This is a genomic window from Pseudomonas sp. NS1(2017) (assembly GCF_002269425.1).
Lineage (GTDB): Bacteria > Pseudomonadota > Gammaproteobacteria > Pseudomonadales > Pseudomonadaceae > Aquipseudomonas > Aquipseudomonas reactans.
Genome location: NZ_CP022960.1, coordinates 5,099,028 through 5,113,824 on the forward strand (window position 1 = coordinate 5,099,028; position 14,797 = coordinate 5,113,824).

General features: G+C 61.4%; 13 protein-coding genes. 7 read left to right on the top strand and 6 right to left on the bottom strand.

Going from position 1 to position 14,797, the window contains the following annotated elements; translation table 11 throughout:
* Positions 1–8: 8 nt before the first annotated feature.
* Both CI807_RS23775 and CI807_RS23780 read right to left on the bottom strand, forming a co-directional pair.
* Complete coding sequence (locus CI807_RS23775) at positions 9–1,172, bottom strand: acyl-CoA dehydrogenase family protein (protein ID WP_016979469.1); 1,164 nt, start codon at positions 1,170–1,172, stop codon at positions 9–11.
* 28 nt (positions 1,173–1,200) lie between these two features.
* Positions 1,201–2,019 (bottom strand): MaoC family dehydratase N-terminal domain-containing protein, encoded by an 819-nt coding sequence (locus tag CI807_RS23780; RefSeq protein WP_095016483.1) that lies wholly within the window; start codon positions 2,017–2,019, stop codon positions 1,201–1,203.
* A gap of 131 nt (positions 2,020–2,150) precedes the next feature.
* On the opposite strand from CI807_RS23780, the gene CI807_RS23785 reads away from it, so the two are divergent.
* The 4 genes from CI807_RS23785 to CI807_RS23800 all read left to right on the top strand — a co-directional run bounded on the left by CI807_RS23785 (position 2,151) and on the right by CI807_RS23800 (position 6,281).
* Positions 2,151–3,041 carry a LysR family transcriptional regulator gene (locus CI807_RS23785; RefSeq protein WP_095017614.1) on the top strand — a complete coding sequence of 297 codons (891 nt, stop codon included), beginning with the start codon at positions 2,151–2,153 and terminating at the stop codon, positions 3,039–3,041.
* A gap of 33 nt (positions 3,042–3,074) precedes the next feature.
* A complete protein-coding gene (locus CI807_RS23790; protein WP_095016484.1) occupies positions 3,075–3,563 on the top strand; it encodes a GFA family protein in 489 nt (162 codons plus the stop codon).
* Between the two features lie 94 nt (positions 3,564–3,657).
* Complete coding sequence (locus tag CI807_RS23795) at positions 3,658–5,472, top strand: serine hydrolase (protein WP_095016485.1); 1,815 nt, start codon at positions 3,658–3,660, stop codon at positions 5,470–5,472.
* Positions 5,473–5,489: 17 nt separating this feature from the next.
* Positions 5,490–6,281, top strand: coding sequence for a MipA/OmpV family protein (locus tag CI807_RS23800; protein ID WP_095017615.1), 792 nt, complete (start codon positions 5,490–5,492; stop codon positions 6,279–6,281).
* 6 nt (positions 6,282–6,287) lie between these two features.
* On the opposite strand, the gene CI807_RS23805 is transcribed toward CI807_RS23800, so the two are convergent.
* Together CI807_RS23805 and CI807_RS23810 are read right to left on the bottom strand one after the other, a co-directional pair.
* A complete protein-coding gene (locus CI807_RS23805) occupies positions 6,288–7,565 on the bottom strand; it encodes an ATP-binding protein (RefSeq protein WP_095016486.1) in 1,278 nt (425 codons plus the stop codon).
* Complete coding sequence (locus CI807_RS23810) at positions 7,566–8,273, bottom strand: winged helix-turn-helix domain-containing protein (RefSeq protein ID WP_016979480.1); 708 nt, start codon at positions 8,271–8,273, stop codon at positions 7,566–7,568.
* Positions 8,274–8,430: 157 nt separating this feature from the next.
* Between CI807_RS23810 and CI807_RS23815 the strand changes: the two genes are divergently transcribed.
* On the top strand, positions 8,431–9,630 hold the full coding sequence (locus CI807_RS23815; RefSeq protein ID WP_095016487.1) for an MFS transporter: 1,200 nt from the start codon (positions 8,431–8,433) through the stop codon (positions 9,628–9,630).
* Here the strand turns inward: CI807_RS23815 and CI807_RS23820 are convergent.
* Positions 9,586–10,188 (bottom strand): tRNA-(ms[2]io[6]A)-hydroxylase, encoded by a 603-nt coding sequence (locus CI807_RS23820; protein WP_016979482.1) that lies wholly within the window; start codon positions 10,186–10,188, stop codon positions 9,586–9,588. The genes CI807_RS23815 and CI807_RS23820 overlap by 45 nt on opposite strands.
* 156 nt (positions 10,189–10,344) lie before the next feature.
* On the opposite strand from CI807_RS23820, the gene CI807_RS23825 reads away from it, so the two are divergent.
* Positions 10,345–11,208: a universal stress protein gene (locus CI807_RS23825; RefSeq protein WP_095016488.1), complete on the top strand. Its 864-nt coding sequence runs from the start codon at positions 10,345–10,347 to the stop codon at positions 11,206–11,208.
* Positions 11,209–11,211: 3 nt separating this feature from the next.
* On the opposite strand, the gene CI807_RS23830 is transcribed toward CI807_RS23825, so the two are convergent.
* A complete protein-coding gene (locus CI807_RS23830) occupies positions 11,212–11,682 on the bottom strand; it encodes a DUF1289 domain-containing protein (protein ID WP_016979484.1) in 471 nt (156 codons plus the stop codon).
* A 397-nt stretch (positions 11,683–12,079) separates the two neighbouring features.
* On the opposite strand from CI807_RS23830, the gene acnB reads away from it, so the two are divergent.
* On the top strand, positions 12,080–14,689 hold the full coding sequence (acnB, locus tag CI807_RS23835) for a bifunctional aconitate hydratase 2/2-methylisocitrate dehydratase (protein ID WP_095016489.1): 2,610 nt from the start codon (positions 12,080–12,082) through the stop codon (positions 14,687–14,689).
* Positions 14,690–14,797 lie beyond the last annotated feature (108 nt).

Below are 14,797 nucleotides of genomic sequence, written 5' to 3' on the forward strand. Positions count from 1 at the left end.
TCAGCCCCTCAGAAACTGCGTGGCAGTTCGAGCAAATGCTCGGCCACGTAGGACAGGATCAGGTTGGTGGAGATCGGCGCCACCTGGTACAGGCGCGTCTCGCGGAATTTGCGCTCCACGTCGTATTCGCAGGCAAACCCGAAACCGCCGTGTGTTTGCAGGCAGGCGTTGGCCGCCTCCCAGGACGCCTTGGCCGCCAGGTACTTGGCCATGTTGGCACTGGCCCCGGCATTGGCGCCGCTGTCGTATTCCTCACAGGCGCGCCAACGCATCAAGTCGGCCGCCTCGATCTCGATATGCGCTTCGGCAATCGGGAACTGCACGCCCTGGTTCTGCCCGATGGGCCGGCCAAACACCACGCGGTCGCGGGCATAGGCACTGGCCTTTTCGATAAACCAGCGGCCATCACCGATGCATTCGGCGGCGATCAGCGTGCGCTCGGCGTTGAGGCCGTCGAGGATGTATTTGAAGCCCTTGCCCTCCTCACCGATCAGGCTGTCCAGCGGCAACTCCAGGTTGTCGAAGAACAGCTCGTTGGTTTCGTGGTTGACCATATTGGCGATGGGCTGCACGGTCAGGCCGTTGCCGATGGCTTCGCGCAGATCCACCAGAAAAATCGACATGCCCTCGGACTTTTTCTTCACTTCGGCCAATGGCGTGGTGCGCGCCAGCAGGATCATCAGGTCGGAATGCTGGACCCGCGAGATCCACACCTTTTGGCCGTTGATCACGTATTTGTCACCACGCTTGATCGCGGTGGTCTTGATTTTGGTGGTGTCGGTGCCGGTAGTGGGCTCGGTCACACCCATGGATTGCAGGCGCAATTCGCCGCTGGCGAGCTTGGGCAGGTAGAAGCGTTTCTGTGCGTCGCTGCCGTGCCGCAGCAGGGTGAACATGTTGTACATCTGGCCGTGTACGGTGCCGGAGTTGCCGCCGCAGCGGTTCACCTCTTCAAGGATCACCGAAGCTTCCGCCAGGCCCAGGCCGGAGCCGCCGTACTCTTCGGGGATCATCGCGGACAGCCAGCCGGCGTCGGTCAGCGCCTTGACGAAGGCTTCGGGGAAACCCTTTTCCTCGTCAATCCTGCGCCAGTAAGCGGCATCGAATTCAGCGCACAAGGCGCGCACGCCTTCGCGGATGGCATTGAGTTCTTCATTGTCATTCGGGTTCATTAACGGCTCTCCGCCTGTTGTTCTTGGATTATTCGAAATGCACGCTGGCTTGCTGCGCCAGGCCCTGGGCATTGCCGGCCCACAGCTGTGCCACACCGGCTTCGGTCACGCGCCCGCCCACTTCAAATTGCTGCGGCGCAATCAACGGGCGCACGCCGCGATAGGCAAAACGGCGCAAGGTGGCGCCAGGGTTGGCGCGGCAGAATGCGCGCAGGCTCAGGGTGGCGATCAGCGGCCCATGCACCACCAGGCCTGAATAGCCTTCGGTGCCGGTGACATAGGGGTAGTCGTAGTGAATGCGATGCCCGTTGAAGGTCACGGCGCTGTAGCGAAACAGCAGGGTGGGCGTGGGATCGACGGTTTCAGACCATTCGCCCTGCTCCAGCGCGTCACCGCTGCCGGATTTGGGCGGCGTGGGTTCGCGGTAGACGATGTCCTGTTCCTCACGGATCGCCAGGCGACCGTCCTGGGAATAGTCGTGGCGCACGGTGACAAACAGCAGCGAACCGGTGCGCCCGGTTTTTTCTTCCACTTGGGTGATGGTCGACACGCGGGTCGCCGCCTCACCGGCCCGCAGTGCCTGCAGGAACTCGATGCGCCCACCGGCCCACATGCGATTGCGGTTGTCAGCCGGCGGCAGGAAGCCGCCACGGGCCGGGTGGCCGTCAGTGCCCAAGGCCGTTTCCGGCAACGGGTCCTGGAAGAAACACCACTGCCACAGCGACGGGATGTCCGCGCCGTCTTCGGGCACTTCTTCACCGAAGGTGGCGGCAATACGCTTGAGCAGGTTATGGCTGAGGTGGTCGTGGGCGGTTTCGCTTCGGCCGATCCAATCGGTGGCGCTCATCGGGTGCAGGTCCTCGGGCAGTGAGTGTCTGCCCCGGATCATGCAAGCCTGTACCCGTTCTGAGAATTTGCATTTCAATAAACCAGCGTTCGGTTATGCTGAACGCCGCCATCCTGCCCTGGGAGCCTTGCATGCACTTCGATCTGGCCGACCTGCGCCTGTTTATCCATATCGCCGAATCCCCCAGCCTGACCCAGGGCGCCAAGCGTGCGTTCCTCTCGCCGGCTGCCGCCAGTGCGCGGATCAAAGCCCTCGAAGGCCAGCTCGACACCCGCCTGCTGTACCGCGACAGCCGTGGCGTCGAGATCACCCCGGCCGGTGAGCGTTTGCTACACCATGCGCGGTTGATCATGCGCCAGGTGGATTACCTCAAGAGCGAATTCACCCAATACGGCGTGGATTCGGCCGGGCATATCCGCATCTTTGCCAACACCACGGCCGTCACCGAATTCTTACCCGAAGTGCTGGCAGGTTTTCTGTCACAGCGCCCCGGCGTGACCGTCGACCTGCAGGAACGCCTGTCCCGCGATATCGTGCGCGGCGTGCTGGATGGCACCAGCGACATGGGCATCATCGCCGGCCCCGTAGAAGCGGCAGGTTTGCAGGTGCTGCATTTCAGCACCGATGAACTGGTGTTGATGGTGCCGGTCGGCCATCCCTTGGCGGAACAACCCTCGGTCACGCTGGAACAGACCCTCGCCTACCAGCACATCGGCCTGCACGAAGGCAGCACCTTGCTGAGCTTCTTGCGCGAACACGTCGAACGGCTGGGCAAGCATTTGTCACTGCGTATCCAGGTGTCGAGCTTCGAGGCGATCTGCCGGATGGTCGAGGCCGGTGTCGGGATCGGCATCATCCCGGAGTCGGCCGCCGTGCGTCACAGCCGCACCATGCAGTTGGTCGCGGTGAAGCTGGATGAGCCCTGGGCGATTCGTGAGCGCAGTATCCTGGTGCGGGAGCTGGAGGCGTTGCCCGGCACCATTCGTGCGTTGATTGCCACGTTGATGCCGCAAAGCGCCTAAGCTGAACAGTCACCTTGCCAAAGGAGTCAGCCCATGCAGCTTGAAGGATCCTGCCATTGCGGCGCCGTCACGTTCAGCCTCGCCAGTGCCCACCCCTACCCTTACCAGCGTTGCTATTGCTCGATCTGCCGCAAGACCCAGGGCGGTGGCGGTTACGCGATCAACCTGGCCGGTGACACCGCCAGCCTGAAGGTGCGCGGGCGCAAATTCATTTCGGTCTACCACGCCAAGCTCAAGCCCGAAGGCGCCAGCCGTGCCCATGCGAGTACGGCCGAGCGGCATTTCTGCTCGCAATGCGGCAGCGCGCTGTGGGTGTTCAGCCCGGAATGGCCGGAGTTGATCCATCCGTTCGCCTCGGCCATCGACACGCCACTGCCGGTACCACCGGAGCACCCGCACTTGATGCTGGGGTCCAAGGCACCTTGGGTAGAGGTTACGCTGCGTAAGGGCGACCTACAGTTCGATGAGTACCCCGAAGAGTCGATTGCCCAGTGGCATGAGCGCAACGGAGTGACCCGTTAACAGTCTTTGACAGTTTATCGACAAAGCTGTCAAAGACCCTCGGGCGCCACAGCCCTAGCATTCGAGCATCCAAATCACCTGTCGGGTGCTCGTCATGCTTCGCACATTGCGCGGTCTTCCATTACTTGGTTGCCTGTTGGGCAGTATCGGCTGCCAAGGGCAGTCACCTGCCCCGCCGCCGATTCCGAAGGGCGACTACAGCGCGATCATCCGTTACCTGCAAACCCGGATCCCGCGAGACATGGCCCAGGACAACATCCCGGGCCTGTCGATTGCCTTGGTCAACGGCCAGGAGTTGATCTGGAGTCGCGGGTTCGGCATGGCCGACAAAGCCAAGGGCCTGCCGGTGACGCCGAACACCGCCTTCCGGGCCGGTGCGATCTCCAAGCTGCTCACCGCCAGTGCGGCCCTGCAACTGGTTGAACAACAGCGACTGGCGCTGGACGCACCGATCCAGCAAACCCTGCGCGAATTCTATGTGCGCTCGCGCTTCCATACCGACCAGCAGGCCGCCGACCGCGACATCACCTTGCGTCGCCTGCTCAGCCATCAGTCCGGCTTGCCCAGTGAACACCTGCGTGACCTGCGCAACACCTACGCCATGGGGCAGATGCCGATGCGCCTGTCCGGCGTCTGGCTGAGCACACCGCCCGGTACGCAAGTGGCCTATTCCAACCTGGGTTATGCGCTGGTGGGCGCGGCCATCGAGCGCAGCAGCGGCAAGGAGTTTGAAGCCCAGCTGCAACACAGCCTGCTCAAACCGCTGGAGATGGACCACGCGAGCTTTGTCGGGACGGCTGCGCAAATCGGCTATCGCGCCCAGGGCTATCAGGAAGGCGTCGCCAGCACCGATGCGCAACTGCGTGACATCGCCGCCGGCGGCTTGTGGGCCAGCCCCAGGGACCTCAGCCATTACGTGCAGATGCTGTTTGCCGAAGGCCTCTACAAGGGCAACCGGGTAATGACCAGCCGCTCCATCGATGAAATGTTCACCCAGCAAAACACTGGCAATGCCCTGGACTTCGATTGCCAGATCGGCCTGGCGTGGTTCCTGGCGCCCTGCGGTGACGAGCCGGTCGGCCCTGGTGTGCGCACCTACCAGCACAGCGGCGGCGGCGATGATTTCGCCGCACAGCTGAGCCTGCTGCCGGACCATCAATTGGCGGTGATCATCATGGCCAACGACAGCAATGCCGAAGACCTGGTCGCCACACTGGCCACCGACACCCTGCGCCTGATGCTTCAGGCGCAAACCGGCGAGCAAGTCTGCAGCGACGACTGCCAGGCCCCCCGCCACGGACTCAAGCTGCGCCAGGTGCCGGCCGCCATCGACCGCCAGCGTCTGGCCGGGTTCTACGCCACCGCGTGGGGGGTGTTCCGGATCAAGGATGATGACCATCGGCTGCGTGGCGAACTGGCTGGCTTTAACTTCGAACTGCTGCGTGACGATCAAGGCTGGCTGCGCGCCCAGAAGAAAGTCTTCGGTTTCTGGCTCAAGGACCTCGGCGAATTGGGCCAGGTACAACTCGACGTCATCACTGTGCAAGGCCGGCAGATGCTCACGGCGCGCAGTCATGGCCAGCGCATCCCCATCGGCGAACGCATCGACCCGCCGCCACTGCCCTTGGCCTGGGCCGACACCGTCGGCACCTACCAAGTACTCAACACCCATGAACCCGATGCGCCATTGAGCGGCATCAGCGTGCGCCTCGAAGAAGGCTTCCTGGTGATTCGCGGCCAACTGCACGACGAACCGCTGACCGACTACATCCTGCTGCCCGTGGACAACGCCCATGCCGTACTGGCCGGCAACGGCTATGGCCTGGGTGACACGGTGAGCCGCCAGATCAATGGCCTGAGCGCCTCGGGCTACTCCTTCAAACGTACCCATCCACCCTTGAGTTTCTAACCGACATGAAAACCCTGATGAACCCAAAAAATCTATGCCTGTCCCTGACCTCACTGTGTTTGCTCGCGAGCGCCAACAGCGTACTGGCTGAGGACTGGACCTACAGCCTCAAGGCCGGCGTGGCCAACCTGCCCCGCTACAGCGGCAGCGACGAACGCATGACCGCCCCGGTGTTCGGCGGTGCCATCGTCAGCCCCTGGGGGATTTTCCTCGACACCGACAAGGGCCTGGGCTGGGGCTACGAAGGCAACGCCTTGAGCTTCAGTGCGTATGTCGGCGCCAGTGGATCACGCAAAGACAAAAACGAGTCCATGCACCTCGGCTCAAAGCGCCTGAAAGGCATGGGTGAAATCAAATCACGCCCGCAGTTGGGCGTGAGTGCCAGCTACAACCTGGGCGGTGTAATTATGGGCGCCACGCTGGAGCATGCCCTTAAGGAAGATGACCACAAGGACAGCGGCAAAGCGTTCACCCATCTGGAATTGAGCCTGGGCACCAACCTGTATGAAGGCCGTTTCGGCTCCGTCGACGCCAGCCTCAGCAGCCATTTCGGTGACCGTGACTACTTGCAGACCTGGTACGGCGTGACCACCGGCCAAGCCGCGCGCAGCCGCTTCAAAGCCTATAAAGCCGGTGCGGGCAATATCAGCAATGGCATGAACCTGGTATGGAGCCTGCCGATCAGCGAGCACACCCAGTTCTCGACGTTACTGGATGTGCAGTACCTGGCGGATGAAGCGGGCAAGAGCCCGATTGTTGAGCGGCGGCTGCAGACGTCGGTGATGGGTGTATTGGAATACACCTTCTAACCGGTCTTACTCGGCATACGCCCAGGTCATTCGGAATGAGGCCCCGCCCCATTCCGAATCCAGCACTTGCACCTGGCCACCGTGCCATTGCGACACCCGCTGCACCAACGCCAGGCCCAGGCCGAAGCCGCCGGTGCGGCGGTCGCGGCTGGCGTCCAGGCGCATGAAGGGCTGGAAGATCTTCGAGCGGCCTTCTTCCGGTACCCCGGGGCCGTCGTCACACACCCGCACTTCGTAGCCGCTGCCGAACTTGACCAGCGACACTTCCACACGGCGTTCGGCGTAACGGATGGCGTTGCGCAACAGGTTGATTACCGCGCGCGCCATGAAGCGCGGCTCGATCTGGATAAAGTCCACCTCGCACGTGCGCAACGACAGTTGGATACCCGCCGCTTCAGCCTCCAGCGCCACGCTGCCGATCACGCTGTCGAGCCAGCTGTGGGCCTCGATGCTTTCGCGGGTGACTTGGGTGGCACCGCGTTCCAGGCTGGCGTAGGTGAGCAACTCGGACACCATTTCTTCCAGCTCGCCCAGGTCCGCGTACATGTCCGCGATCAATTCGCCGCGCTGCCGTGGATCGGCCTGTTGCTTGAGCTGGTCGAGTTCGAACGACAGCCGCGCAATCGGCGTACGCAGTTCATGGGACACGGCGTTGGTGAGTTCGCGCTGGTTGGCGATCAGGCTTTCGATACGCTCGGCCATCTGGTTGAAGTGCCCGGCCAGCGAACGCACGGTGGAACGGCGTGGCAGCAGAATGCGTGAACTGAGATCGTTATCCCCGAAGCGTTGGGCCGCCAGGCGGATATGCTCCAGGTCGCGCCAGTGCGGGCGCACCCAGAAATACAGCACGATCGCCAGGCTCAGCCCCAGCAGGCTGTAGGCCCACAAGTACAGCCATTTTGGCTCGTCGGGCAGCTTGATATTGAGCAATTGCGGGCCGCCGTCGATATTGGCGATGAACTCCATGAAGTCGCCCCGCACCACCAACTGCCCGGCCGCCAGCAATTGTTGCTCACGCTGATCCAGCGCCAGTTCATCGCGCTGCACCAGCTTGAGGTGCAGGCCGTAATGGGGTTGCAGCTCGCTAAGACGCGCTTGGCGGGCATCACCGAGCAAGGGCCGCAACTGCTCGACCAAACCATAGGCCGGGCCACGCAGGGCTTCGCGGTTATAGGTTTCATTGGCTTCAGGCAGCAGCTCGTCGAAGGTGTAGTTGACCAGCCAGATCGCCCCCGCCAGGCCCAGCGCCAGGATGATGTACAGGCGGATATAGAGCCGCAGCATCTAAGCCTCCCACGCGAACGGATTGAACAGGTAGCCCTTGCCCCAGATGGTCTTGATGCACACCGGTTCGCGGGGGTTGTCGTTGAGTTTGCCGCGCAGCTTGCTGATGTACACATCGACACTGCGGTTGAGGCCGTCGAACGCAATGCCGCGCATGCGGTTGAGGATGTCATCACGGGACAGGATCGTCCCCGAGTTGCTGGCCAGCAGCCACAGCAGCTCAAATTCCATGGTGGTGAGGTCGATTTTGTCATCGCCCAGGCTGACCACCCGGCAACTGCGATCGATGGCCAGCCGTCCGAAGGCCAGCGAACCACGCACGGTCGGTTCTGGCGTCTGGCGTCGTTGCAGGGCGCGCAGGCGCGCCAGCAGCACCGGGGGCTTGATCGGCTTGATCACGTAGTCGTCGGCACCGGACTCCAGGCCAAGGATATGGTCCAAGTCGTCCTCTTTGGCCGTGAGAATCACGATCGGCGTGTCAGACACCGCGCGAATCCCCCGGCAGACATGCAGGCCACTCTGACCGGGCAGCATCAGGTCGAGTACGACGATCTTCGGCTTGAACTCCAGGAACGCGGCCAGGGCCTCGTCGCCCCGGTGCTCCACGCGCACCTCAAAACCATGCTGCGCGAGAAAGTGCGCGATCAGCCCTGCCAGTTTTTCGTCGTCCTCAACGAGCAAGACCTTGCCCAGCCCCAGGTTTTCCATAAGTTCTCAGTATGCAGACACGGATTGAAGAGCGGGCATTATAGGTGGCAAGCTGGGCAACTAAAGCGGCTGGCCAGCATTGGCCGACGAAGCTTCATGCTTTTAAGAGTTTTTAACAAATAACCTGCAATCTTTAACGCCATCCACAGGGAGTTGTATGCGCAAGGATTACCTGGCGTTCTTTGTTTCGCTGTTCCTGTCGCGGTTGGCGGACCAGATTCTGCTGTTCATCGTGCCCTTGATCGTGTTCCAGACCACCCAGAGCGTGGCCTGGGCCGGGCTGGCGTTCTTTATCGAGTCGCTGCCGCGTTATCTCGCGTTCCCGGTGTGTGGCGCATTGTGCGACAAGTTCGCACCGGCGCGCATCCTGCATATCAGCCAGGTTTACCGGGCGCTGGCTTGCGTGACGGCCGTGGTTTTGTACGGGGTATTCGACGGCATCCTCTGGATCGTCCTGCTCTCGGCGCTCTGCGGCGTGCTGACCACCCAGGGCATCATGGCGCGAGAAGTGCTGATGCCCCATGTTTTCCCCCACTACAGCTATGCCAAGACACTGTCCTATTCGCAGATTGCCGACCAGAGCGGGCTGGTGCTCGGCCCATTGGTAGCGGCGCTGATGCTGGAAGTGTGGGCCTGGCACTGGGTGGTCCTCGGGGTGGCCGGGCTGTTCGTGTTGGCCGACCTGGCGATGCGGTTGTGGCAACGCTCCAGCACCGTCAGCCTGGACACCTTCGAACAGCACCGGGATATCTGGCTGCGGCCATTGAAGATTGCCTTCGGGCATATCCGCCGACTGCCGGAATTGAAGCGGATCATCGCCCTGGCCGTGGGCGTGAACCTGATCATTGGCGTCACGCTGGCCACGTCTGCGGCGATGGTGACGGGCCAATTTGCACAGGATAAGGACACCTATGCCCTGCTGCAGGCAGCCGGCGCCTTGGTGACCATCGGGATTCTGTTTTACCTGGCGCGGGCCGGGCTGCCGCTGAAGGTGCTGGGCGGCTTGTCGTATTCGATGATTGCGGTCGGTGCGGTGATCATGGCGGTCAGCCCCGGCGTGTGGCTGTACGCCGTGGGTTTCCTGCTGGTCACCGGTTTCGACAAGATGTTCAACGTCTACCTGCGCAGCACCCGTCAGCGGGTGATTCCCGTGCAGGACTTCGGCAAGACCGTAGGCGTGATCACCCTGCTCAACAACCTGCCGCAACCCTTGGCAGGCCTGGCGATTGCGCTGTTGGCAGCACCGTTGGGCACGCAGGCGGTGATCCTGCTGCTCGCCGGAATCACCGCGCTGATCGGCGTGGCCGTGGCCTCAGGCTGGCACGCCACTGTGAAAGCGGAACTCGATGTCGGGTGACTCGATCAGCTCCTGCTCGGCCGCCCTCACCCGCTCAATCACCTGGGCAACATCCTTGGCGTCGCCGTACTGGTAGGCCAGCTTCAGATAACCCTGGAAGTGCCGCGCTTCGCTTTTCAGCAAACCGAAGTAAAACTTGCCGAGTTCTTCGTCCAAATGTGGCACCAGTGCCTCGAAACGCTCACAACTGCGCGCTTCGATAAATGCGCCGACTACCAGGGTGTCCACCAGTTTGACGGGCTCATGGGTGCGCACCACTTTGCGCAAACCCGAGGCGTAACGCCCGGCGTTCAGTTGGCGCAACTCGACCTTGCGCTTTTTCATCAGGCGCATGACTTGTTCATGGTGCACCAGCTCTTCGCGGGCCAGGCGCGACATCATGTTGATCAGGTCCACATGGCTGTAGTACTTGGCGATCAGGCTCAGGGCGGTGCTGGCGGCTTTGAATTCGCAGTTCTTGTGGTCGATCAGCAGGGTGTCCTGATCGGCCAGCGCGGCCTGGACCCAGGCATCAGGGGTGCGGCAACCGAGGAATTCGTGGATTTCGGGCAGGTTCATCGGGCTCACGGGCAAAAGGATCACAAAAGGCCGGCGATTATACCGACCCCGCCGCAGACCACCAGCCACCGGCCTTGATGTGCATCAACATGACGTGCGCCAGCCAGCAACTATAGTTGTTCCAGGCCCCCGCCCTTTTTTATGGAGATCCCGACCATGCAAGCCATCCGCAGCATCCTGGTGGTCATCGAGCCCGAGCATTCGGAAAGCCTGGCCCTCAAGCGTGCCAAGCTGATCGCCGGGGTCACCGGCGCGCACTTGCATTTGCTGGTCTGCGACAAAAAGCATGAGCACTCGGCGCTGCTGGCGCTGCTCAAGGCGGGTTTGCAAGAGGACGGCTACAGCGTCAGCACCGAGCAGGCATGGAATGCCAGCCTGCATGAAACCATTATCGACGTGCAGCAGGCCGAAGGCTGTGGGCTGGTGATCAAGCAGCACTTCCCGGAGAGCCCATTGAAAAAGGCGCTGTTGACGCCTGCGGACTGGAAGTTGCTGCGTTATTGCCCGACGGCGGTGTTGCTGGTCAAGACCGCTACACCCTGGACGGGCGGCGTGATCCTGGCGGCGATCGATGTGGGCAATACCGATGGTGAACATCGGTCACTGCATAATTCGATCATCGACCATGGCTTTGATATCGCCCACCTGGCCAAGGCGCAATTGCATGTAATCAGCGCCCACCCCTCGCCGATGCTGTCGGCGGCGGACCCGACGTTTCAGCTCAGGGAGACCATCGAGGCACGTTATCGCGAGCAATGCAGGGCGTTTCAGGCGGAGTTCGATGTGGATGACAAACATCTGCATATCGAGGAAGGACCGGCGGATGTGCTGATACCGTATCTCGCCCACAAACTGCAGGCGGCGGTCACGATCATCGGCACCGTGGGTCGCACGGGTATTTCCGGGGCACTGATCGGCAACACCGCAGAGGTCGTGCTGGATACGCTGGAAAGCGATGTGTTGGTGCTCAAGCCTGAAGAAGTGATGGATCGCCTCGTGGAACAGGCCACCAACGCCTGACCGCTAGGCGCCAAACGCATCCTTGAGAAACCCCGGCGCGATATAGCGCTGGTAGTGGGCTTCGGAGAGGATAAAGAACTCCCGATCGATGGCATCGCGCAGGTCCGGCAAGGGCCAGTCGCGAAACTCGGGCAACAGCACCATGCCATAGGCCTCCAGGTTATTGATCACCCGAGCCCCGCGGGCGATCAACTGGTAGGCCCAACAATATTCGGACTGGTGCGGCACGAAGCGGATCTTGCGCTGTTCCAGTTGGCCGCGCAGGGTCTTGGGGTCAAAAACCTCCAGTTTGCCGGCCATCACCTGCACCAGCAGCTGCTCCAACCGCAGCCAGACCGCACGTTTTTCCTCTTCGCCGTAGCCGTTCCACTGGATCACTTCGTGGTGAAAGCGCTTGCAGCCACGGCACACGAGATCGCCATAGACCGTGGAGCACAGGCCGACGCAGGGGGTCTTGATGGTTTGGTTGGACATGGGCAGCGACACGCAAATCAGCGAAACAATGCGCCATGTTAGCCCTTTGTCTAAGCTTGATCACCCAGCAAACTTGGTTAGGCAACTTACCTTTAGAATTTTTTTGCCGTAGAATCATCCGGCCTTGTAAGGCGCCAATAATCCGCTGGAAGCTGTTTTCAAAGCGTCACGAGCACAGTCGTTCCTTCAGAACGGTGTTGGCGATGGTTAATGACTCGGTAGGTCAGAGCCCTCGCCAACCCTCATCAGCTCCGTTCTGCAGGCGTAAAACTTTGAAAGCAGCTTCTGTGAGGAATGCCGGCAGCGCTGGCTTTGCGGCCCAAAAAGCCCCCGAGCGCATGCGTGCCGTTCATTTCTGGATGAGCGTCCCGTGGGACCACTGATGAGGGTAATAACTGTGCTTGAAGCCTACCGCAAACATATCGAAGAGCGTGCAGCCCTGGGTATCGTTCCCCAGCCGCTTAACGCCGAACAAACCGCAGGCCTGGTCGAGCTGCTGAAAAATCCTCCGGCTGGCGAAGAAGAATTCCTCGTTGACCTGATCACCAACCGCATTCCACCAGGCGTTGACGAAGCTGCCTACGTCAAGGCCGGTTTCCTGTCTGCCCTGGCCAAGGGCGAAGCCACTTCCCCCCTGATCAGCAAGCAACGCGCCGTTGAACTGCTTGGCACCATGCAAGGCGGCTACAACATCGTGACCCTGGTCGAGCTGCTGGACGACGCCGCACTGGCTCCTGTCGCCGCCGCCCAACTCAAGCACACCCTGCTGATGTTCGATGCGTTCCACGACGTGGCTGAAAAAGCCAAGAACGGCAACGAACACGCTAAAGCCGTGATCCAGTCCTGGGCCGACGGCGAGTGGTTCAGCAACCGCCCTACCCTGGCCGACAAGATCAGCCTGCGCGTGTTCAAGGTCACCGGCGAAACCAACACTGACGACCTGTCCCCTGCTCCCGATGCCTGGTCCCGTCCTGACATCCCGCTGCACGCCCTGGCCATGCTGAAAATGGCCCGTGAAGGCATCGTGCCGGACGAGCAAGGCAAGACCGGCCCGATGAAGCAGATCGAAGAAATGCGCGGCCAAGGCTTCCCGATCGCCTACGTCGGTGACGTGGTCGGTACTGGTTCGTCGCGTAAGTCGGCCACCAACTCCGTACTGTGGTTCTTCGGCGACGACGTGCCTTACGTGCCGAACAAGCGCGCCGGTGGTTTCTGCTTCGGCAGCAAGATCGCTCCAATCTTCTACAACACCATGGAAGATGCGGGCGCACTGCCAATCGAGTTTGACGTTACCAACATGAACATGGGCGACGTGATCGACCTGTACCCGCATGCTGGCAAGGTCTGCAAACACGGCACCGACGAAGTCATCACCACCTTCGAAATGAAGACCCCGGTGCTGTTGGACGAAGTCCGCGCCGGCGGCCGTATCCCGCTGATCATCGGCCGTGGCCTGACCGACAAGGCTCGCGCCGAGCTGGGTCTGGGTCCTACCGATCTGTTCAAACTGCCTGAAGCACCTGTCGACACCGGCAAAGGCTTCACCCTGGCCCAGAAAATGGTCGGCAAGGCGTGCGGTCTGCCAGAAGGCAAAGGCGTTCGTCCTGGCACCTACTGCGAACCGAAGATGACCACCGTCGGTTCCCAGGACACCACCGGTCCAATGACCCGTGACGAACTGAAAGACCTGGCGTGCCTGGGCTTCTCGACCGATCTGGTCATGCAGTCGTTCTGCCACACCGCGGCTTATCCAAAGCCGATCGACGTGACCACCCACCACACCCTGCCTGACTTCATCATGACTCGCGGCGGTGTATCGCTGCGTCCAGGCGACGGCATCATCCACAGCTGGCTGAACCGCATGCTGCTGCCGGACACCGTCGGTACCGGTGGTGACTCCCACACCCGTTTCCCGATGGGCATCTCGTTCCCGGCCGGTTCCGGTCTGGTCGCGTTCGCCGCAGCCACTGGCGTTATGCCACTGGACATGCCGGAATCGATCCTGGTGCGCTTCAAAGGGAAGATGAAACCTGGCATCACCCTGCGTGACCTGGTTCATGCCATTCCTTACTACGCGATCCAATCGGGTCTGCTGACAGTAGAGAAGAAAGGCAAGAAGAACGCCTTCTCTGGCCGCATCCTGGAGATCGAAGGCCTGAACGACCTGACGCTGGAACAAGCTTTCGAGCTGTCCGACGCCTCGGCTGAACGTTCGGCTGCCGGTTGCACCATCAAGCTGTCGAAAGAGTCGATCACCGAGTACCTGAACTCCAACATCACCCTGCTGCGCTGGATGATCGGTGAAGGCTACGGCGACCCACGCACCCTGGAACGTCGCGCCCAAGCGATGGAAGCCTGGGTCAAGAACCCAGAACTGATGGAAGCCGATGCCGACGCGGAATACGCTGAAATCATCGAGATCGACTTGGCCGAGATCAACGAGCCGATCCTCTGCGCACCGAACGACCCGGACGATGCCCGTCTGCTGTCGAGCGTTGCCGGCGAGAAGATCGACGAAGTGTTCATCGGTTCGTGCATGACCAACATTGGTCACTTCCGCGCGGCCGGTAAGCTGCTGGAGCAGGTCAAGGGCCAGCTGCCAACCCGTCTGTGGCTGTCGCCGCCGACCAAGATGGACGCTCACCAACTGACCGAAGAAGGCTACTACGGCATCTACGGCAAGGCTGGCGCGCGCATGGAAATGCCGGGCTGCTCGCTGTGCATGGGTAACCAGGCACGTGTAGAGCCGAACTCGACCGTGGTGTCGACGTCGACCCGTAACTTCCCGAACCGCCTGGGTGACGGCGCTAACGTCTACCTGGCTTCGGCTGAGCTGGCGGCAGTGGCTTCTACCCTGGGTCGCTTGCCGACTGTCGAAGAGTACATGGGCTACGCGGCGAAACTGGACACCATGGCCAGTGACGTTTACCGCTACCTGAACTTCGACCAGATTGCTGAGTTCCGCAAGATCGCAGCTAGCGCCAACATTCCGGTGATTCAGGCCTAAAGTGTTGATGTGAAGAGGCGCCGCGTATCGTGAGGTACGCGGCGCTTTTTTTATGTCTGGGATATGGGTGGGACTGGGTACATATCCGTTATTTGGGTAACGGCTGCT

Excerpts from the sequence above, each read along its gene's own strand:
- CI807_RS23780 (WP_095016483.1), bottom strand. The coding sequence starts at position 2,019 with ATGAGCGCCACCGATTGGATCGGCCGAAGCGAAACCGCCCACGACCAC.
- CI807_RS23820 (WP_016979482.1), bottom strand. The coding sequence starts at position 10,188 with ATGAACCTGCCCGAAATCCACGAATTCCTCGGTTGCCGCACCCCTGAT.
- CI807_RS23805 (WP_095016486.1), bottom strand. The coding sequence starts at position 7,565 with ATGCTGCGGCTCTATATCCGCCTGTACATCATCCTGGCGCTGGGCCTG.
- CI807_RS23785 (WP_095017614.1), top strand. The coding sequence starts at position 2,151 with ATGCACTTCGATCTGGCCGACCTGCGCCTGTTTATCCATATCGCCGAA.
- CI807_RS23795 (WP_095016485.1), top strand. The coding sequence starts at position 3,658 with ATGCTTCGCACATTGCGCGGTCTTCCATTACTTGGTTGCCTGTTGGGC.
- CI807_RS23810 (WP_016979480.1), bottom strand. The coding sequence starts at position 8,273 with ATGGAAAACCTGGGGCTGGGCAAGGTCTTGCTCGTTGAGGACGACGAA.
- CI807_RS23775 (WP_016979469.1), bottom strand. The coding sequence starts at position 1,172 with ATGAACCCGAATGACAATGAAGAACTCAATGCCATCCGCGAAGGCGTG.
- CI807_RS23815 (WP_095016487.1), top strand. The coding sequence starts at position 8,431 with ATGCGCAAGGATTACCTGGCGTTCTTTGTTTCGCTGTTCCTGTCGCGG.
- CI807_RS23800 (WP_095017615.1), top strand. The coding sequence starts at position 5,490 with ATGAACCCAAAAAATCTATGCCTGTCCCTGACCTCACTGTGTTTGCTC.
- CI807_RS23790 (WP_095016484.1), top strand. The coding sequence starts at position 3,075 with ATGCAGCTTGAAGGATCCTGCCATTGCGGCGCCGTCACGTTCAGCCTC.
- CI807_RS23830 (WP_016979484.1), bottom strand. The coding sequence starts at position 11,682 with ATGTCCAACCAAACCATCAAGACCCCCTGCGTCGGCCTGTGCTCCACG.
- CI807_RS23825 (WP_095016488.1), top strand. The coding sequence starts at position 10,345 with ATGCAAGCCATCCGCAGCATCCTGGTGGTCATCGAGCCCGAGCATTCG.